Source organism: Pseudomonas sp. WS 5411 (assembly GCF_012985595.1).
Taxonomy (GTDB): Bacteria; Pseudomonadota; Gammaproteobacteria; order Pseudomonadales; family Pseudomonadaceae; genus Aquipseudomonas; species Aquipseudomonas shahriarae.
In genome coordinates this window covers 480,386-500,071 of record NZ_JAARMC010000001.1, presented here as the reverse complement: position 1 = coordinate 500,071, position 19,686 = coordinate 480,386, and the positions used below count along the sequence as shown (strand labels likewise).

The window sequence follows — 19,686 nt, the reverse complement described above, 5'->3', positions numbered from 1 at the left end:
CCAAGGTTCTCCCTGGCATGCTGGCTATCTTCCTGCAAACCCTGACCATCACCGCGCCGGTGTTTGCCATGCTGTTCCTGGGCGTCCTGCTCAAGCGCATCAACTGGATCAACGACGACTTTATCCACACTGCGTCGGCCTTGGTGTTTAACGTCACCATGCCGGCGTTGCTGTTTCTGGGGATTCTGCATGCCGACCTGCATTCGGCGCTCAAGCCGGAACTGCTGATCTATTTCTCGGTTGCGACGTTGGTCGGCTTCGCCCTGGCCTGGGGATGGGCGATTTTCCGTTGCCCGCGTGAGGACCGGGGTATTTATGCCCAAGGTGCATTTCGTGGTAACAACGGGGTGATTGGCCTGGCCCTGGCGGCCAGTATGTACGGCGACTACGGGATTTCCCTTGGCGCGATCCTCGCCGCCCTGGTGATCCTGTTCTACAACACCCTGTCGACCATCGTGCTGGCGGTCTACAGTCCGGTGATCAAGTCCGATCCGTGGAGCATCTGCAAAAGCGTGTTGGCCAATCCATTGATTATCAGCGTGATTGCGGCCACACCCTTCGCGTATTTCCAGATTGGCTTGCCCGGCTGGCTGGAAAAGTCCGGGCAATACCTGGCAGATACCACATTGCCATTGGCGTTGATCTGCATCGGCGGCACGTTGTCCATGGCTGCCCTGCGGAAAAGCGGCAGCATTGCCCTGAGCGCCAGCCTGATGAAGATGATCTGGCTGCCCCTGGTGGCGACTGCCGGCGCGTGGCTGTACGGGTTCCGCGGGCCGGAACTGGGGATCCTGTTTTTGTATTTCGGCGCGCCGACGGCCGCCGCCAGTTTTGTCATGGCTCGCGCGGCCCAGGGCAACCATGAGTTGGCGGCAGCGATCATTGTGATCACCACCTTGATGGCGGCGGTGACCACTAATATCGGGATCTTCGTGTTGCAGGCGGGTGGCTGGATCTGAAATGTTCTGGTGAAGGTGTGCACAATCAAAATTGTGGGAGCGGGCTTGCCCGCGATAGCGATCTAACAGTCACTGCGGGCCTGACTGATACGCCTCAATCACTTCCTGCGCCGCCCGAAACGCATCAATCGCCGCCGGCACGCCGGCATACACCGCGCAATGCAGCAGCGCCTCGCGAATTTCTTCAACAGTACAGCCATTATTCAGCGCGCCGCGCACATGGCCCTTGAGTTCCTGCGGGCACTTCAAGGCGGTCAATGCCGCGAGTGTAATCAGGCTGCGGGTCTTCAGTGGCAGGCCTTCACGGTTCCACACCCCGCCCCAGGCATGTTCGTTGACGAAGTCCTGCAGTGGCTGGGTGAATTCGGTGGCATTGTCCAGCGCGCGGTCGACAAACACATCACCCATGACCTGGCGACGCATTTGCTCGCCGGATTTCGGTTGATCGGTCATTGCGATTCCCTCTTGTGGTGTTGGCGGCGCCAGGCTCGCAGCGAGGTGAACAACAGGAAAGCCACCAGCGCTGGCAGGACGTAGTACAGCATCAGTTGTTCGAGTTTATTGGCCAGCGGCATGCCGGTGGTGAACGACAGCACATGCAGCCCATACGCCAGATACAACCCCAGCAGCAGCAAGCCTTCGGCGCGGGTAATGCGGTAGCCGGTGTAAAACACCGGCAAGCACAACACCACGACGCCGAGCATTACCGGCAGGTCGAAATCCAGGGCATTGGGCGATACCGACAAGGGCGACGGCGCCACCAGCGCGGTAAAGCCCAGTACCCCCAACAGGTTGAACAGGTTGCTGCCGATCACGTTGCCTACCGCAATCTCCCGCTCGCCGCGTACGGCGGCGATCAGGGATGTGGCGAGGCACGGCAGGGAGGTACTGACGGCAACAATGGTCAGGCCGATCACCCGCTCGGACAGGCCCAGGTCGCCGGCCACTTCCACAGCCGCCCCCAGCACCAGATGCCCGGCGAACACCAGCAGCACGAGCCCACCGATCATCCACAGCAAACTGCTCAACCACGGCGCCTGCACCACGGTGTCGCGGGTCCGTGGGCGGCGCGAATGGCGGGTCTGGTACAGCAACAGGGCGAGGTAGGCGAGTAGGGCGACCAGCAAGGTCAGGCCGTCAAGCGGGGTCAGGGCTTCATCGCTGGCGAGAATAAACAGCAGCAGGCTGGCGCCGATCATCACCGGGATATCCAGGCGCACCAGTTGGCGCGACACGCGCAAGGGAATGATCAGCGCCGACAGGCCCAGGGTGACGAGGATATTGAAGATGCTGCTGCCGATCACACTGCCCACGGCAATATCGGTATTGCCGGCCAGGGTGGCCTGCAGGCTGACGGCGATTTGCGGCGCGCTGCTGCCAAAGGCCACGATGCTCAAGCCAATGATCAGCGGCCTGACCTTGAGGCTGGCGGCCAGGCGCACGGCGGCGCGTACCAGCATTTCGGCGCCGGCAATCAGCAGCAGCAGGCCGCTGATCAGTTCAATCAGGCTGATGGGCGAGAGGGCGCTTAATCCGAAAATGGTCAGGGCTCCGACAGTCAGTTGCTCAGGGCTTGTACGCGCACGCGCGCGGTTCCGCTGCGCAGCATACCCAACTGTTCGGCGGCCTGGCGTGAAAGATCAATCAGTCGGCCACGGGTGTGTGGGCCGCGATCATTGATGCGTACCACCACGGATCTATCGTTGGACAGGTTGGTGACCTGCACCCGCGTGCCGAATGGCAGGCGTCGGTGGGCGGCGGTCATTGCGTGTTGGTTGAAGGGTTCACCGCTGGCGGTTTTCTTGCCGTGGTGCTTGGCGCCGTAGTAGGACGCGGTGCCGGTTTCGTCGTAACCGTTGGGGTCGATCAGGCCACTGGCGCAGCCGGTGAGCAGGGAGAACAGGGCGCAGAGGCCGAGTAGACGCTTCATTATCAAAATATCCCCATCACAAATGTGGGAGCGGCGGTGCGACGATTCGAATCGTCGCACCGCCGCTCCCACATGGGGTCCGAGTCGCAAGTAAAATCCCGCTCGGACCATTCATTGCTATCAGCCTTCGAGCTTGCTCTTGAGCAATTCGTTCACCTGTTGCGGGTTGGCCTTGCCTTTGGAGGCTTTCATCGCCTGGCCCACAAAGAAGCCGAACATCTTGCCGCGCTTGGCTTCATCCGCCGCACGGTATTGCTCGACCTGCTCGGCGTTGGCCGCCAGCATTTCATCCAGCACGGCCGAGATGGCGCCGCTGTCGGTGACTTGCTTGAGGCCGCGCTTCTCGATGATCTCGTCGGCGTTGCCTTCACCGCTGGCCATGGCCTCGAATACGGTCTTGGCGATTTTGCCGGAGATGGTGTTGTCCTTGATGCGCAGCAACATGCCGCCCAGTTGTTCGGCCGAGACCGGGGCTTCGTCGATTTCCAGGCCCTGTTTGTTCAACAGGCTGCCCAGCTCGACCATGACCCAGTTGGCGGCCAGCTTGGCGTCACCGGCAATGCTCACGACTTTTTCGAAGTAGTCGGCTTGCTCGCGGCTCGAAGCCAGCACGCTGGCGTCATACACCGACAGACCGAACTGCGCCTGGAAACGCTCGCGTTTTTGCGGTGGCAATTCCGGCAGGGTGGCGCGCACGTCATTGAGGAACGAATCCTCGAGCACCACTGGCAACAGGTCCGGATCGGGGAAGTAACGGTAGTCGTTGGCTTCCTCTTTGCTGCGCATGGCACGGGTTTCGTCTTTGTTCGGGTCGTACAGGCGGGTCTGCTGGATCACTTTGCCGCCGTCTTCGATCAGCTCGATCTGGCGACGGACTTCGGTGTTGATCGCCTTCTCGATGAAACGGAACGAGTTGACGTTCTTGATCTCGCAGCGGGTGCCGTACTCGACCTGGCCTTTTGGCCGCACCGACACGTTGCAGTCGCAACGCAGGGAGCCTTCGGCCATGTTGCCGTCGCAGATGCCCAGGTAGCGCACCAGCGCGTGGATGGTCTTGACGTAGGCCACGGCTTCCTTGGCACTGCGCATGTCCGGCTCGGACACGATCTCCAGCAGCGGCGTGCCGGCGCGGTTCAGGTCGATGCCGGTGGCGCCATTGAATTCTTCATGCAGGCTCTTGCCGGCATCTTCTTCCAGGTGCGCACGGGTCACGCCGACGCGTTTGATCGTGCCGTCTTCCAGAGGGATATCCAGGTAGCCCTTGCCGACGATCGGCAATTCCATCTGGCTGATCTGGTAGCCCTTGGGCAGGTCCGGGTAGAAGTAGTTCTTGCGCGCAAACACGTTGTGCTGGCCGATCTCGGCGTCAATCGCCAGGCCGAACATCACCGCCATGCGCACGGCTTCCTGGTTCAGTACTGGCAGTACGCCAGGCATGCCCAGGTCTACCAGGCTGGCCTGGGTGTTGGGCTCGGAGCCGAACGTGGTGGCGCTACCGGAGAAAATCTTCGATTGGGTGGCGAGCTGGGTATGAATCTCCAGCCCGATCACAACTTCCCATTGCATAGTGTTCTCCTCAGAAGCCGGTTGGGGTGCGAGTGTGCCAGTCAGTGTGCAACTGGTACTGGTGCGCCACATTGAGCAAGCGGCTTTCCTGGAAATACGGGGCGAGTAGTTGCACGCCCACTGGCAAACCGTCGACAAAGCCTGCAGGCATGGACAAGCCCGGCAGGCCGGCGAGGTTGGCGGTGATGGTGTACAGGTCTTCCAGGTATTCGGCGATCGGGTCGCCGGTCTTGGCGCCGATCTTCCAGGCCGGGTTTGGCGTGGTTGGGCCGAGGATCACGTCGACTTCATTAAAGGCTGCCATGAAGTCGTTCTTGATCAGGCGACGGATCTTTTGCGCCTTGAGGTAGTACGCGTCGTAGTAACCGGCCGACAGGGCGTAGGCACCGACCATGATCCGGCGTTGTACTTCCACGCCGAAACCTTCGCCACGGGAGCGCTTGTACAGGTCGGTGAGGTCTTTCGGGTCTTCACAGCGGTAGCCGAAACGCACGCCGTCGAAGCGCGACAGGTTCGACGAGGCCTCTGCCGGGGCGATCACGTAGTACGCCGGAATTGCGTGCTGGTTGTTCGGCAGGCTGATTTCCTTGATCACCGCGCCGAGCTTTTCCAGCTCCTTGACGCTGTTGTGCACCAGCTCGGCGATACGCGGGTCGAGGCCGGCGCTGAAATACTCTTTCGGCACGCCGATGCGCAGGCCTTGGATCGAGGTATTGAGGCTGGCGCTGTAGTCCGGCACCGGCTCATCAATGCTGGTGGAGTCCTTCGCATCGAACCCGGCCATGCCTTGTAACAATATTGCGCAGTCTTCGGCAGTGCGGGCCAAAGGGCCGCCCTGGTCGAGGCTGGACGCGTAGGCAATCATGCCCCAGCGGGAAACACGACCGTAGGTCGGTTTCAGGCCGGTGAGGTTGGTGAACGCGGCAGGCTGGCGGATCGAGCCACCGGTATCGGTGGCTGTGGCGGCCGGAAGCAGGCGGGCGGCCACGGCTGCAGCCGAACCACCGGACGAACCGCCGGGCACGTGCTCCAGGTTCCACGGGTTTTTCACCGCGCCGTAGTAGCTCGATTCGTTGGCCGAGCCCATGGCGAATTCGTCCATGTTGGTCTTGCCCAGGGTCACGGCCCCGGCTTCGGCCAGCTTGGCGACCACGGTCGCATCGTAGGGCGCCTTGAAGTTGTCGAGCATCTTCGAGCCGCAGCTGGTGCGGATGCCCTGGGTGCAGAACAGGTCCTTGTGACCGATTGGCGCACCCAGCAGCGCGCCGCCTTCACCGTTGGCGCGACGGGCGTCAGCGGCCTTGGCCTGGCTAAGGGCCAGCTCTTCGGTGAGGCTGATGAAGCTGTTGACCTTCGGGTCCAGCGCGGTGATACGCGCCAGCAGGGCCTTGGTCAGCTCTTCGGAAGAAAACTTTTTGTCGGCGAGACCGCGGGCGATCTCGGCCAGAGTCAATTGATGCATTGCAGGCTCTTTCCCTTTAGTCGATGACTTTCGGAACCAGGTACAGGCCGTTTTCGACCGCTGGTGCGATGGACTGGTAGGCCTCGCGATTATTGCGTTCGGTCACGACGTCTGCGCGCAGGCGCTGGCTGGCTTCCAGTGGGTGGGCCAGGGGTTCGATGCCATCGGTATTCACCGCTTGCATCTGGTCGACCAGCCCGAGAATGCTGTTCAGGGCTGCGGTGGTCTGTGGAAGATCGGCTTCATTGAGGCCCAGGCAGGCCAAATGAGCGATTTTTTCCACGTCGGAGCGTTCAAGCGCCATGGGATTCTCCAGTGGAAAACAGAACGGAAGCTATCCGTGTGTTAGATTGTCGGAACACTACCGCATTTCTACGGTCATAAGGCCGCGATTGTGGGGTTAGGTGCACAGAAAGTCGGCCAATTTAGCACATTGGCGCCTTGCCCAAAATCCCTGTCGTTGTTAGAGTTTGCCGCACTTTTTTACCCACGCGTTGCCTAGGGTCCCTTTCCCATGTTCAAGAAACTGCGTGGCATGTTTTCCAGCGATCTTTCCATCGACCTGGGCACTGCCAACACCCTTATTTACGTGCGCGAGCGCGGTATCGTCCTGAATGAGCCATCGGTTGTGGCCATTCGGACCCATGGTAATCAGAAAAGTGTCGTTGCCGTGGGCACCGAGGCCAAGCGCATGCTCGGCCGTACACCTGGCAACATTGCCGCCATTCGTCCGATGAAAGACGGCGTGATCGCCGACTTCAGTGTCTGCGAGAAGATGCTGCAGTACTTCATCAACAAGGTTCATGAAAACAGTTTCCTGCAGCCCAGCCCTCGTGTGCTGATCTGCGTACCGTGCAAATCCACCCAGGTGGAGCGTCGTGCCATCCGTGAATCGGCCCTTGGTGCCGGTGCCCGCGAAGTGTTCCTGATCGAAGAGCCAATGGCTGCTGCCATCGGCGCCGGCCTGCCGGTTGAAGAGGCGCGCGGTTCGATGGTGGTGGATATCGGTGGCGGTACCACTGAAATCGCCCTGATCTCCCTCAATGGCGTGGTGTATGCCGAATCCGTACGGGTTGGCGGCGACCGCTTCGACGAAGCGATCATCACGTATGTGCGTCGTAACTACGGCAGCCTGATCGGCGAATCCACCGCCGAGCGCATCAAGCAGGAAATCGGTACCGCCTACCCGGGTGGCGAAGTGCGCGAAGTCGATGTTCGCGGTCGCAACCTGGCCGAGGGCGTGCCACGTGCCTTTACCCTGAACTCCAATGAAGTGCTGGAAGCTCTGCAAGAGTCCCTGGCCACCATCGTTCAGGCGGTCAAGAGCGCGCTGGAGCAGTCGCCGCCGGAACTGGCTTCCGATATCGCCGAGCGTGGCCTGGTGCTGACCGGTGGTGGCGCCTTGCTGCGTGACCTCGACAAGCTGCTGGCCCAGGAAACCGGCCTGCCGGTGATCGTCGCCGAAGACCCGCTGACCTGCGTTGCCCGTGGCGGTGGTCGTGCACTGGAAATGATGGATAAACACACCATGGACCTGCTCTCCAGCGAATAAGATCGTTGGTTGCGCCATGTTTCACTAACAGGCAGCACTTTGCAGTGCTGCCTGTTGGCGTTTATCTTCTTCAATCTGCATCCAGGCCGGTTTGATGCCGTATGAATAAAGAGAATATCTGCCCGGGAGTAGCGGCCTATTAAACCGCTCTTCACTAAAGGCCCCTCATTGGGCGTGCGCTTGTTGGTGCTGGTCGTGCTATCGGTCGCGCTGATGGTGGTCGATGCCCGCTTCACACTGCTCAAGCCAGTGCGTAGCCAGATGTCGCTGGTATTGATGCAGTCCTACTGGATCACCGACCTGCCGCAACGGCTATGGCAAGGTGTGGCCAGCCAGTTTGGCAGCCGCACAGAACTGGTGGCCGAGAACGAAAAGCTCAAGACCGAAAACCTGCTGCTGCAGGGGCGCATGCAAAAGCTGGCGGCCCTGACCGAGCAGAACGTCCGGCTGCGCGAGTTGCTCAATTCTTCCGCGTTGGTCAACGAAAAGGTCGAAGTGGCCGAGTTGATCGGCATGGACCCCAACCCCTTCACCCATCGCATCATCATCAACAAGGGCGAGCGCGATGGCGTGGTCCTTGGCCAGCCGGTGCTCGATGCCCGTGGCCTGATGGGCCAGGTGGTGGAGTTGATGCCCTATACCTCCCGCGTGCTGCTGCTCACCGACACCACCCACAGCATTCCGGTGCAGGTCAATCGCAATGGCCTGCGGGCGATTGCCAGCGGTACCGGCAACCCGGAACGCCTGGAATTGCGGCATGTGGCCGACACCGCTGACATCAAGGAAGGCGACCTGCTGGTCAGCTCCGGCCTCGGCCAGCGATTCCCGGCGGGCTATCCGGTGGCGACGGTCAAGGAAGTGATCCACGATTCCGGCCAGCCATTCGCGATTGTCCGTGCCGTGCCGACGGCCGCGCTGAACCGTAGCCGCTACCTGTTGCTGGTGTTCAGTGACACGCGCACGCCGGAAGAGCGCGCCAACGAGGCTGCCCAGGCCCAGGAAGCGCAGGACCGGCAGGACGGCACCACCACGCCGATCATCCCGGCCACCGTACCCAAGCCTGCGACACCGGCTGCACCCGCCGCGCCTGCTTCGGCAACACCTGCCCGGCCGGTCAGGCCTGCGGCGTCCACGCCTGCTGCTGCACCTGCGCCGGCAACCACTCGACAGGGGGCGCAATAATGGCCGGTACACATTCACGCAATGGCTGGATGGTCTGGTTGACCTTCGCCATCGGTATGTTGCTCAGCGTTTCGCCGATGCCGCAATTCATGGAAATCCTGCGCCCGCTGTGGCTGGCCTTGCTGCTGGCCTTCTGGGCCCTGGCCTTGCCGCACAAGGTCGGCATGGTCACCGCGATGTGCCTGGGGCTGGCTGAAGACGTGATGTATGGCACCTTGCTCGGCCAGAACGCCTTGATTCTCACGCTGATCACCTTCCTGGTGCTGTCGCTGCAGCAACGCCTGCGCATGTTTCCGATGTGGCAGCAATGCCTGGTGATCCTGGTGATCTTCGGTCTGGCCCAGTTGGTGCAACTGTGGCTTAGCGCCTTGACCGGTAACCGCCAGCCGACCCTCGCGCTGGTCTTGCCGGCGCTGGTCAGCGCGCTGTTGTGGCCATGGGTCAGCTTCGGTCTGCGTGGGTTGTGTCGCCGCTATAAAATCAATTGAGTGGGGCGCGAAGCTCTGCCTGGTTATCGAACCCGCAGGGAGAGTTTGCAATGCAATCGCTTTATCTGGCCTCCGGCTCTCCTCGGCGGCGTGAACTGCTGACCCAGATTGGCGTGCCGTTCACCGTGGTCAACGCCGCTATTGATGAAACACCCCTGGGCGACGAGTCGCCTGCGTCCTACGTCGAGCGCCTGGCCCGTGGCAAAGCCGCTGCAGGCCTGGCGACATTAGCCGATACCGCAAATGCCTGCGTGCTAGGGGCCGATACTGCCGTCATCCTGGATGGCCGGATCCTCGGTAAGCCCGTTGACCAGGCCGATGCCCTGGCCATGCTGCTGGCCCTTTCTGATCGTGAGCACGAAGTCCTCACCGCCATTGCGCTGCTTGATGGCCAGCGTTGCGAAACGCGCCTGGTCAGCAGTCGCGTGCGCTTTCGCCAGGTTTCCACACAAGAAGCAACGACTTACTGGCACAGCGGTGAACCCCAGGACAAGGCGGGCGGCTATGCTATTCAAGGGTTGGCGGCGGTATTTGTCGCCGGGCTCAATGGCAGCTACTCGGCAGTCGTTGGCCTGCCGGTCTGCGAAACAGCAGAACTGCTGGGCCATTTCGGCATACCCTGTTGGCAACACCTTTCCGTGCGCTGAACGCTCTACTCCAGCGCCACCTTTAAGCGATCGGCCACTATTGTGAAAACGCCTGAACGAGACCCAGCCATGAGTGAAGAGATTCTGATCAATATCACGCCGATGGAATCGCGCGTGGCGGTGGTAGAAAACGGTGTTTTGCAGGAAGTGCACGTCGAGCGCACCCAGAAGCGCGGGATCGTTGGCAATATCTATAAAGGTAAGGTTGTGCGGGTGTTGCCGGGCATGCAGGCAGCCTTTGTCGATATCGGCCTGGACCGTGCTGCATTTATCCATGCCTCGGAAATCTCCCTGCGCGAAGGCCCTGCGGTCGAGAGCATCAGCGCCCTGGTGCACGAAGGGCAGAGCCTGGTGGTGCAAGTCACCAAAGACCCGATTGGTTCCAAGGGCGCGCGCCTGACCACGCAATTGTCAATTCCTTCGCGTTACCTGGTGTACATGCCGCGCACCGCCCACGTCGGTATTTCCCTGAAAATCGAAGACGAAGGTGAGCGTGAGCGCCTGAAAAAGGTGGTCAGCGATTGCGTGGCGGCCGAAGGTATCAAAGAGGCGGGCGGCTTTATCCTGCGCACCGCCGCCGAAGGTGCCGGTGCCGATGAAATCCTCATGGACATCCGCTACCTGCGGCGCCTGTGGGACCAGATCGCAGCCCAGATCAAGACCGTCGGCGCGCCGAGTGTCATCTACGAAGACCTGGGCCTGGCCCTGCGAACCCTGCGTGATCTGGTCAGCCCGAAGATCGAGAAAATCCGCATCGACTCGCGGGAAACCTTCCAGCGCACCACGCAATTTGTCGCCGAACTGATGCCGGAAATCGCCGATCGCCTGGAACACTACCCCGGCGAACGGCCGATTTTCGACCTGTATGGCGTCGAGGACGAAATCCAGAAGGCCCTGGAGCGCAAGGTGCCGCTCAAGTCCGGTGGCTACCTGGTGGTCGACCCGGCCGAAGCCATGAGCACCATCGACGTCAACACCGGCGCCTTCGTCGGCCATCGCAACCTTGAAGAAACCATCTTCAAGACCAACCTCGAAGCCGCCACCGCCATTGCCCGTCAACTGCGCCTGCGCAACCTGGGCGGGATCATCATCATCGACTTCATCGACATGGAAGATGAAGAACACCAGCGCCAGGTGTTGCGCACCCTTGAAAAGCAGCTGGAGCGCGATCACGCCAAGACCAACATCATCGGGATCACCGAGTTGGGCCTGGTACAGATGACCCGCAAGCGTACCCGTGAAAGCCTTGAGCAAGTGCTGTGCGAACCGTGCAGCAGTTGCCAGGGCCGCGGCAAGTTGAAGACCCCGGAAACGGTTTGCTACGAGATTTTCCGGGAAATTCTACGAGAGGCACGCGCTTACCAGGCCGAGGGTTATAGAGTCCTGGCCAATCAGAAGGTGGTTGATCGGCTGCTCGACGAAGAGTCGGGCAACGTTGCGGAACTGGAGGGCTTTATTGGCCGTACCATCCGTTTCCAGGTCGAAACCATGTATTCACAGGAACAATACGACGTGGTGCTGCTCTGATTCGCATCCGTCCTGTTCAACGAGACCGCCAGACCTTGATCTGCCGTCCGACTATTACCTTGAGGGTCGCCTGACATGGAGCGTCTACAACGCTTTTTTGCCGCACTGACCCGTTGGGGCCTTGGCCTGTGTGCATTGCTGTTGGTACTGGCGGCGGTCTACGTCAGCCTGGGCCGTGAATTGACGCCATTGGTGGCGGAGTACCGTGCCGAAGTCGAGGCCAAGGCGCAGGCGGCGGTCGACATGCCCCTGAGCATTGGCAGCCTGGAAGGGCGCTGGAGAGGCTTTGCCCCGGTCTTGCTGGCCCATGACGTGATGGTCGGCGAGGGCAGCAGTGCCTTGCGCCTGGACCAGGTGCAAGTGGTGCCCGATCTCTGGGCCAGCCTGCTGGCGTGGGATGTGCGCATTGCCCACTTGGAAGTCAGCGGGTTGCGGCTCAGTGTCAAGGAGGACCAGGACGGTCGTTGGGCGCTGCAAGGCCTGCCGTTGCAGGACGACCAGCCCCTGGACCCGGAACAACTGCTCACGCGCATGCAAGCGGTGGCGAAGATCTCGCTGCTCGACAGCCAGGTCACTTTGCAACCGTTTGAACAAGCGCCGCTGACCCTGACCTATGTGGGCCTGAGCCTGCAAACCGGCACCACCCGCCAGCGCCTGGATGCACGCCTGACCTTGCCCGATGGGCAGCCGCTGGCCCTCAGCCTGCGCACGCGGATCCGCGCTAGCCAGTGGCGCGATGGTGAAGTCCAGGCCTACCTGAGCCTGCCCCAGAGCAATTGGGCGCAATGGATTCCGGCGAAGTTGACCCGGGACTGGAAACTCAATGAGCTGAAAGCCGGCGGCGAACTCTGGCTGACCTGGGCCGGCGGAACGCTGCAAAGCGCCGCCGCGCGGCTCAATGCGCCGCAAGTGAAGGTGCGGTATGCCCAGCGCAAACCTGTGAGCATCCACAACCTGGGCCTGACGGCCTACGTGCAACGCAGTGACCGCGGCCTTAAGGTGGTCTTCGACTCGCTGGCCATGAACCTGGGCGACACCCGTTGGGAGTCGCACCTGCAATTGCAGCAAACCCTGGCCACCGACAAGGCCCAGGAAACCTGGAACCTGCAGGCCGATCGCCTGGACCTGACGCCGATCACCCCCTTGCTCAACGCCCTGGCGCCATTGCCCGAGGGTTTTGCCAAGACCGTCGAAGCGTTGAAAGCCACGGGCGTGCTGCGCAATGTCCTGGTGGATTATCGTCCCCAGGAGACGGGCGATCAACGCGTCAGCTTTGCCGCCAACCTCGAGCGGGTGGGCTTTGATGCGTATTTCGGCGCACCGGCGGCCCGCAATGTCTCCGGCAGCATCAGCGGCGACCTGGGCCAGGGCGAGCTGCGCATGGACAGCAAGGACTTTGCCTTGCACCTGTACCCGATTTTCGCCAAGCCCTGGCAGTACATCCAGGCCAACGCGCGCCTGACGTGGAAGCTGGATAAACAAGGCTTCACGCTGATCGCTCCGTATATCAAGGTGCTGGGGGAAGAGGGCAAGGTCGCGGCGGACTTCCTGATTCGTCTGCATTTCGATCATAACCAGGAAGACTACATGGACCTGCGGGTCGGCATGGTCGAGGGCGATGGACGCTTTACCCCCAAATACCTGCCGGCGGTGTTGAGCCCGGCCCTGGATGAATGGCTGCGTACGGCCATTCTCAAGGGCGCGGTCGATGAAGGCTTCTTCCAGTATCAAGGCTCGTTGAACCACGATGCGGTGACGGCGGCGCGCAATATCAGCCTGTTCTTCAAGGTGCATGACGCCGAGCTGGCGTTCCAGCCTGGCTGGCCCCATGTGAGCAAGGTGACCGGTGAAGTGTTTGTCGAAGAAACCGGTGTGCGCATCCTGGCCAGCAAGGGGCAATTGCTCGACACCAAGGTCAAGGATATCTACGTCAACATTCCCCATGCGCTTCCTGGCCATGACAGTCATCTGTTGCTGACGGGCGGGTTTGCCGGTGGGCTGGGTGACGGCCTGAAGATCCTGCAGGAAGCCCCCATCGGCACGGCGTCGACGTTTGCCGGCTGGAAAGGCGAGGGCGACCTGCAAGGTTCACTCGACCTGGACATCCCCCTGGCCAAAGGCACCGAGCCGAAAATCGTGGTGGACTTCAAGACTGACAAGGCGCACCTGCAACTGGCCGAGCCGACCCTGGACCTGAATCAGCTCAAGGGCGAATTCCGCTTCGACAGCACCAAGGGTCTGAGTGGCCAGAACATCAGTGCCCAGGCCTTTGACCGGCCGATCACGGCGCAGATTGCTGCTGGTGGCAAGCCGGGCAATCTCAGCACGCGGGTCACCGCCAAGGGCCAGGTGACGGTCAAGCGCCTCACCGACTGGCTGAAAGTCGGCCAGCCGCTGCCGGTGTCCGGGGATATCCCGTATCAACTGCAACTGGACCTCGACGGTGCCGACAGCCAGTTGCGGGTCAGTTCCAACCTCAAGGGCGTGGCGGTGGATTTGCCTGCGCCGTTTGGCATGTCCGCCAGTCAGGGCCGCGACAGTGTGTTCCGCATGACCTTGCAGGGCGCAGAGCGACGCTACTGGTTTGATTACGGCGAGCTGGCGAACTTTACTTTTGCAGCCCCGGCGAACAACTTTGCCCAGGGCCGTGGCGAACTGTTCCTCGGGGATGGCGATGCCTTGCTGCCCGGTGGCAAGGGCCTGCGGATTCGCGGGGTGCTGTCGGAGCTGGATATAGATCCGTGGAAGAAACTGGTGGACCGCTACGCCGGCAATGATCCGGGTGGCAATGCCAAGCAGCTGTTGAGCAGTGCCGATTTCAAGATCGGCAAGCTGACAGGCTTTGGTACTCAATTCGACCAGGTCAGCCTGCAACTGGAGCGCAAGCCCGCCGCCTGGGGCCTGCAGCTCGACAGCCAGCAAGCCAAGGGGACTGTTGGCCTGCCGGATGCCAAGGGCGCGCCTATCGCCATCAATCTGCAATACGTGAAGCTGCCGGCGGTTGACCCTACGGTACAGGCTGACGAGAACGCACCTGATCCCCTGGCGAACATTGATCCCAAGGACATTCCGGCGCTGGATATTTCCATTGGCCAGTTGTTGCAGGGGCCCGACTTGATCGGCGCCTGGTCCTTGAAGGTGCGCCCGACGGCCAAGGGCATGGCTTTCAACAACCTCGACCTGGGCCTCAAGGGCATGCGGCTCAAGGGGGCCGGTGGCTGGGAAGGCGCGCCGGGCGCCAGCAGCAGTTGGTACAAGGGGCGCCTGGACGGCAAGAATATCGCCGATGTGCTCAAAGGCTGGGGCTTCGCGCCCACCGTGACCAGCCAGGACTTCCATCTGGACGTTGACGGGCGCTGGCCGGGTTCGCCTGCGTGGGTTGGGCCCAAGCGGTTTTCCGGGAGCCTGGATGCATCGTTCCGCAAGGGCCAGTTTGTCGAGGTCGAGGGCGGTGCCCAGGCGTTGCGGGTGTTTGGCCTGCTGAACTTCAACTCGATTGGCCGGCGTTTGCGCCTGGACTTCTCGGACTTGCTCGGCAAGGGCCTGAGCTACGACCGGGTCAAGGGCCTGCTGGCCGCCAGCAATGGTGTGTTTGTGACCCGTGAGCCGATTGTTCTCACCGGGCCGTCGAGCAACCTGGAGCTTAACGGTACCCTGGACCTGGTGGCTGACCGTGTCGATGCCAAGTTGCTGGTGACCCTGCCGGTGACCAACAACCTGCCGATTGCCGCGTTGATCGTGGGGGCGCCGGCCATTGGCGGCGCACTGTTCCTGATCGACAAACTGATTGGCGATCGGGTCTCGCGTTTCGCCAGCGTCCAGTACAAGGTGGAAGGGCCATGGAAAGATCCAAAAATCACCTTCGACAAGCCATTTGAAAAACCGCAGTAAGCCCCTGTGGAGTAGCATGGCGCCATGCTTTTTATGGAGTGTCGGCCCATGTCCTTTGCGGTAATCCAGATGGTCAGCCAGAGCGATGTTCTGGCTAACCTGGCCCAGGCCCGGCGGTTGCTGGAGCAGGCGGCGGCAGGGGGCGCGCAACTGGCAGTGCTGCCGGAAAACTTCGCCGCCATGGGCCGCCGCGACGTGGCCGCTATCGGCCACGCCGAAGCGGTGGGCGAGGGGCCGATCCTGCCGTGGTTGAAACTGGCCGCCCGTGACCTCAACTTATGGATAGTGGCCGGTACCTTGCCGTTGCCCCCGCTCGGGCAGCCCGACGCCAAGTCCAACGCGTGCTCGCTGTTGATCGACGCGCAGGGGCAGATTGTGGCGCGCTACGACAAGCTGCATCTGTTCGACGTGGACGTGGCGGATGCGCGCGGTCGTTATCGCGAATCTGACGACTATGCTTACGGTAACCAGGTAGTGGTGGCCGATACGCCGGTTGGACGCCTGGGGCTGACGGTCTGTTATGACCTGCGCTTCCCCGAGCTGTACAGCGAATTGCGTGCGGCGGGCGCCGAGTTGATTACTGCGCCTTCGGCCTTTACGGCGGTAACGGGGGCTGCGCACTGGGATGTGCTGATCCGGGCCCGAGCCATAGAAACCCAGTGCTATCTGCTGGCGGCCGCCCAGGGCGGGGTGCATCCGGGGCCACGGGAAACATTCGGCCATGGGGCAATTATCGACCCATGGGGGCGCGTACTGGCGCAACAAGATCAAGGCGAAGCGGTGTTGTTGGCCGAACGCGATAGCAGCGAACAAGCGTCGATACGGGCGCGCATGCCGGTGGCAGGCCACCGGCGCTTTTTCTCGCAGGGCGCACAGCGACCTGCTTCAGAACGATGAATTTAAGGCCGAACCTATGAGCGAGTTGTTGTCCTCAGTCAGTGAACACCTCCTGGCGCCCGGTGGCGTGACCATCGAAAGTCTGCAAACCGTACTGGGTGACCTGGCCGGGCCGGGTATTGATGCTGCAGACCTGTATTTCCAGGGGCAGATTTCCGAGTCATGGTCCCTGGAAGACGGGATCGTCAAGGACGGCAGCTTCAACCTTGACCAAGGGGTTGGCGTGCGCGCGCAGTCCGGTGAGAAGACCGGCTTTGCCTATAGCAATGCCATCACCCTCGAAGCCCTGGGCCTGGCGGCCCGCGCGGCGCGTTCGATTTCCCGCGCTGGGCAGAACGGCACCGTGCAGGCGTTCAGTACCCAGGACGTGGCCCAGTTGTACGGCCCGGATAATCCACTGGAAGTAATGACCCGTGCCGAAAAGGTCGAGTTGCTCAAGCGTGTGGATGCTGCAACCCGGGCCCTCGACCCGCGTATCCAGCAAGTGAGCGTGAGCATGGCCGGGGTCTGGGAGCGCATCCTGGTGGCGTCCACCGATGGCAGCCTGGCGGCGGATGTGCGCCCGCTGGTGCGCTTTAATGTCAGTGTGATCGTCGAACAGAACGGGCGTCGCGAGCGCGGCGGCCACGGTGGCGGTGGGCGTACGGATTATCGCTATTTCCTAACCGACGACCGCGCCATGGGCTACGCCCGCGAGGCGTTGCGCCAGGCGCTGGTCAACCTGGAAGCCATTCCGGCGCCAGCGGGTACGCTGCCGGTGGTCCTGGGTTCGGGCTGGTCCGGGGTTTTGCTGCATGAAGCGGTGGGGCATGGCCTGGAAGGTGACTTCAACCGCAAGGGCAGCTCCGCCTACAGCGGGCGCATGGGCGAAATGGTCGCCTCCAAGCTCTGCACCATTGTCGACGACGGCACATTGGCCGGTCGCCGTGGTTCCCTGAGCGTCGACGACGAAGGTACGCCGACCGAGTGCACCACGTTGATCGAAAATGGCGTGCTCAAGGGCTATATGCAAGACAAGCTCAACGCGCGCCTGATGGGCGTGGCGCGTACCGGCAACGGCCGTCGCGAGTCCTACGCGCATTTGCCGATGCCGCGCATGACCAACACCTACATGCTCGCGGGCGAAAGCGACCCGGCAGAGATCATTGCTTCGGTGAAGCGTGGGATCTATTGCGCCAATCTTGGTGGCGGCCAGGTGGATATCACCAGCGGCAAGTTCGTGTTCTCTACCAGCGAAGCCTATCTGATCGAAGACGGCAAGATCACCGCGCCGGTCAAGGGTGCAACCCTGATTGGCAACGGCCCGGAAGCCATGAGCAAGGTGTCGATGGTCGGTAACGACCTGGCGCTGGACAGCGGTGTGGGGATGTGTGGCAAGGATGGGCAGTCGGTGCCGGTGGGTGTCGGCCAGCCAACCCTGAAAATTGACGCGATCACCGTGGGTGGCACGGGGTCGTAAGGCGTGGAGCTTCGGGTGGCGATGACCGCCACCCGGGGAAGAGGATCAGCGCAGGCCGCGTTGAGTCTCGTCCAGCTCACGGATGTACTTGAAGATTTTACGGCTGGTGGCCGGCGCCTTGTTCTGTGCCAGTTCGTGCTGGGCCTGACGGATCAGGGAGCGCAGTTGCTGGCGGTCGGCGTCCGGATAGTCCAGGACGAACTTCTCCAATACAGCGTCGTCACCGCCGATCAGGCGGTCACGCCAACGTTCCAGGTTATGGAAACGTTCGTTGTATTGGCGGGTGGAAGCATCGAGTTGATCGAGCAAAGTCAGAATGGCGTCAGTGTCCTGGTCGCGCATCAGCTTGCCGATAAACATGATGTGCCGTTTACGCGCGATATTCGCGGTGTGCTTGGGTGCATCCGCCAAGGCCCGGCGCATTTCGTCGGTCAGTGGCAGTTTGGCAATCAAGTCCGGCTTGAGTGTTGTAAGGCGCTCGCCGAGATCAACCAGAGCATGCAGCTCGCGTTTGACCTGGGTTTTGCTTTTCTCCCCATCGAGGGAGTCGTCGTAAGAATCAACCATGGTGGCAGTCCGCAAAGAAACGCCGCCATGATAACCAGTCGGGGGCCGCTTGTCCGGCCCGGTCGCTCGATGGCCTTAACCGAAAGCAGAATTTGAGTGGAGAGAACCATGAGTGCAGCCCAAAGCGTCGGTCCACAAGCGTTACCGGCACTGCAGGAACAAGTTGAGCAGATCATTGCCGAGGCCAAGCGCCAGGGCGCCAGTGCCTGTGAAGTGGCGGTGTCGCTGGAGCAGGGCCTGTCGACTTCGGTACGCCAGCGGGAAGTGGAAACCGTTGAGTTCAACCGCGACCAGGGTTTTGGCATCACCTTGTATGTGGGGCAGCGCAAAGGCTCGGCCAGCACTTCGGCCAGCGGCCCGGAAGCGATTCGCGAGACGGTTGCCGCCGCACTGGCGATTGCCAAGCACACCTCCGAAGACGAGGCCTCGGGTTTGGCGGATGCGGCCTTGATGGCGCGGGATCTCAAGGATTTCGACCTGTTTCACGCCTGGGATATCACTCCCGAGCAGGCCATCGAAAAGGCCCTGGCCTGCGAAGCCGCGGCGTTTGATGCCGACAGCCGGATCAAGAATGCCGATGGCACCACCCTGAGCACCCACCAGGGTTGCCGGGTGTATGGCAACAGCCACGGGTTTATCGGCGGCTATGCGTCGACGCGCCATAGCTTGAGCTGCGTGATGATCGCCGAGGCCGATGGCCAGATGCAGCGTGACTACTGGTATGACGTGAGTCGCCAGGGTGAGCTGTTGGCGAACCCGGTGAGCATCGGCCAGCGCGCCGCGCAACGGGCGGCGAGCCGCCTGGGTGCGCGCCCGGTGCCGACGTGCGAAGTGCCGGTGTTGTTTTCGGCGGAACTGGCGGGTGGTCTGTTCGGCAGCTTTCTCGGGGCGATTTCCGGGGGCAATCTGTATCGCAAATCGTCGTTCCTTGAAGGCGCGCTGGGGCAGAAGCTGTTTCCTGAGTGGCTGACCCTGGACGAACGCCCGCACCTGATGCGCGCCATGGGCAGCTCGGCCTTTGATGGCGACGGCCTGGCAACCTACGCCAAGCCGTTTGTCGAGAATGGTGAGCTGGTGTCCTACGTGCTTGGCACCTACGCCGGGCGCAAGCTCGGTCTGCCGAGTACCGCCAACTCCGGTGGGGTTCACAACCTGTTCGTGACCCATGGTGACGAAGACCAGGCGGCGCTCTTGCGGCGCATGGGCCGTGGTTTGCTGGTGACCGAGCTGATGGGGCATGGCTTGAATATGGTGACGGGCGATTACTCCCGAGGCGCGGCGGGGTTCTGGGTGGAGAATGGCGAAATCCAGTTCGCGGTCCAGGAAGTGACCATCGCCGGCAATATGCGCGACATGTTCAAGCAGATCGTCGCCGTGGGTAACGATCTGGAATTGCGCAGCAATATTCGCACCGGCTCGGTGCTGATCGAACGCATGACCGTCGCCGGCAGCTAAGCCGCAACCCGTTACACAACAGCGCCACCCCCAGGGTGGCGCTTTTTTTTGCCTGGAATATCACAAGGCCGACAAAGGTATCGGTTCAATAGCTTGTTTTGATT

Annotated in this window: 17 protein-coding genes; 10 read left to right on the top strand and 7 right to left on the bottom strand. The window is 61.7% G+C overall.

Going from position 1 to position 19,686, the window contains the following annotated elements; translation table 11 throughout:
* The first annotated feature begins 17 nt into the window (after positions 1–17).
* Positions 18–959, top strand: coding sequence for an AEC family transporter (locus HBR93_RS02260; protein WP_057438376.1), 942 nt, complete (start codon positions 18–20; stop codon positions 957–959).
* Positions 960–1,028: 69 nt separating this feature from the next.
* On the opposite strand, the gene HBR93_RS02255 is transcribed toward HBR93_RS02260, so the two are convergent.
* The 6 genes from HBR93_RS02255 to gatC form a co-directional block, all read right to left on the bottom strand.
* Positions 1,029–1,412: a carboxymuconolactone decarboxylase family protein gene (locus tag HBR93_RS02255; protein WP_169959761.1), complete on the bottom strand. Its 384-nt coding sequence runs from the start codon at positions 1,410–1,412 to the stop codon at positions 1,029–1,031.
* Positions 1,409–2,467, bottom strand: a complete 1,059-nt coding sequence (locus HBR93_RS02250; protein ID WP_115128998.1) for a calcium/sodium antiporter — start codon at positions 2,465–2,467, stop codon at positions 1,409–1,411. Before HBR93_RS02250 ends, HBR93_RS02255 begins: the two co-directional genes overlap by 4 nt.
* 50 nt (positions 2,468–2,517) lie before the next feature.
* A complete protein-coding gene (locus HBR93_RS02245) occupies positions 2,518–2,889 on the bottom strand; it encodes a septal ring lytic transglycosylase RlpA family protein (RefSeq protein ID WP_057958448.1) in 372 nt (123 codons plus the stop codon).
* A gap of 120 nt (positions 2,890–3,009) precedes the next feature.
* Entirely contained in the window at positions 3,010–4,455 is a 1,446-nt protein-coding gene (gene gatB / locus HBR93_RS02240) for an Asp-tRNA(Asn)/Glu-tRNA(Gln) amidotransferase subunit GatB (protein WP_057438093.1), read from the bottom strand.
* Positions 4,456–4,465: 10 nt separating this feature from the next.
* On the bottom strand, positions 4,466–5,917 hold the full coding sequence (gene gatA / locus HBR93_RS02235; protein ID WP_057438095.1) for an Asp-tRNA(Asn)/Glu-tRNA(Gln) amidotransferase subunit GatA: 1,452 nt from the start codon (positions 5,915–5,917) through the stop codon (positions 4,466–4,468).
* A 16-nt stretch (positions 5,918–5,933) separates the two neighbouring features.
* A complete protein-coding gene (gatC, locus tag HBR93_RS02230) occupies positions 5,934–6,221 on the bottom strand; it encodes an Asp-tRNA(Asn)/Glu-tRNA(Gln) amidotransferase subunit GatC (RefSeq protein WP_003216077.1) in 288 nt (95 codons plus the stop codon).
* Between the two features lie 210 nt (positions 6,222–6,431).
* Here gatC and mreB point away from each other — a divergent pair, with 210 nt between their 5' ends.
* The 8 genes from mreB (at position 6,432) to tldD (ending at position 17,560) form a co-directional block, all read left to right on the top strand.
* Positions 6,432–7,469, top strand: a complete 1,038-nt coding sequence (mreB, locus tag HBR93_RS02225; RefSeq protein WP_002555108.1) for a rod shape-determining protein MreB — start codon at positions 6,432–6,434, stop codon at positions 7,467–7,469.
* A gap of 138 nt (positions 7,470–7,607) precedes the next feature.
* Positions 7,608–8,651, top strand: coding sequence for a rod shape-determining protein MreC (gene mreC / locus HBR93_RS02220; RefSeq protein WP_169959849.1), 1,044 nt, complete (start codon positions 7,608–7,610; stop codon positions 8,649–8,651).
* Complete coding sequence (mreD, locus tag HBR93_RS02215; protein ID WP_057438103.1) at positions 8,651–9,139, top strand: rod shape-determining protein MreD; 489 nt, start codon at positions 8,651–8,653, stop codon at positions 9,137–9,139. Before mreC ends, mreD begins: the two co-directional genes overlap by 1 nt.
* Before the next feature lie 50 nt (positions 9,140–9,189).
* Positions 9,190–9,786: a nucleoside triphosphate pyrophosphatase gene (locus HBR93_RS02210; RefSeq protein ID WP_115128996.1), complete on the top strand. Its 597-nt coding sequence runs from the start codon at positions 9,190–9,192 to the stop codon at positions 9,784–9,786.
* 69 nt (positions 9,787–9,855) lie between these two features.
* Positions 9,856–11,313: a ribonuclease G gene (rng, locus tag HBR93_RS02205; RefSeq protein ID WP_115128995.1), complete on the top strand. Its 1,458-nt coding sequence runs from the start codon at positions 9,856–9,858 to the stop codon at positions 11,311–11,313.
* Between the two features lie 75 nt (positions 11,314–11,388).
* On the top strand, positions 11,389–15,204 hold the full coding sequence (locus tag HBR93_RS02200) for a YhdP family protein (protein WP_169959760.1): 3,816 nt from the start codon (positions 11,389–11,391) through the stop codon (positions 15,202–15,204).
* Between the two features lie 48 nt (positions 15,205–15,252).
* Positions 15,253–16,101, top strand: a complete 849-nt coding sequence (locus HBR93_RS02195) for a carbon-nitrogen hydrolase family protein (protein ID WP_057958455.1) — start codon at positions 15,253–15,255, stop codon at positions 16,099–16,101.
* Between the two features lie 16 nt (positions 16,102–16,117).
* Positions 16,118–17,560 carry a metalloprotease TldD gene (gene tldD, locus HBR93_RS02190; protein WP_057438378.1) on the top strand — a complete coding sequence of 481 codons (1,443 nt, stop codon included), beginning with the start codon at positions 16,118–16,120 and terminating at the stop codon, positions 17,558–17,560.
* A 45-nt stretch (positions 17,561–17,605) separates the two neighbouring features.
* On the opposite strand, the gene yjgA is transcribed toward tldD, so the two are convergent.
* Positions 17,606–18,127 carry a ribosome biogenesis factor YjgA gene (yjgA, locus tag HBR93_RS02185; RefSeq protein WP_029291815.1) on the bottom strand — a complete coding sequence of 174 codons (522 nt, stop codon included), beginning with the start codon at positions 18,125–18,127 and terminating at the stop codon, positions 17,606–17,608.
* A 108-nt stretch (positions 18,128–18,235) separates the two neighbouring features.
* On the opposite strand from yjgA, the gene pmbA reads away from it, so the two are divergent.
* Positions 18,236–19,582 carry a metalloprotease PmbA gene (gene pmbA / locus HBR93_RS02180; RefSeq protein WP_169959759.1) on the top strand — a complete coding sequence of 449 codons (1,347 nt, stop codon included), beginning with the start codon at positions 18,236–18,238 and terminating at the stop codon, positions 19,580–19,582.
* Positions 19,583–19,686 lie beyond the last annotated feature (104 nt).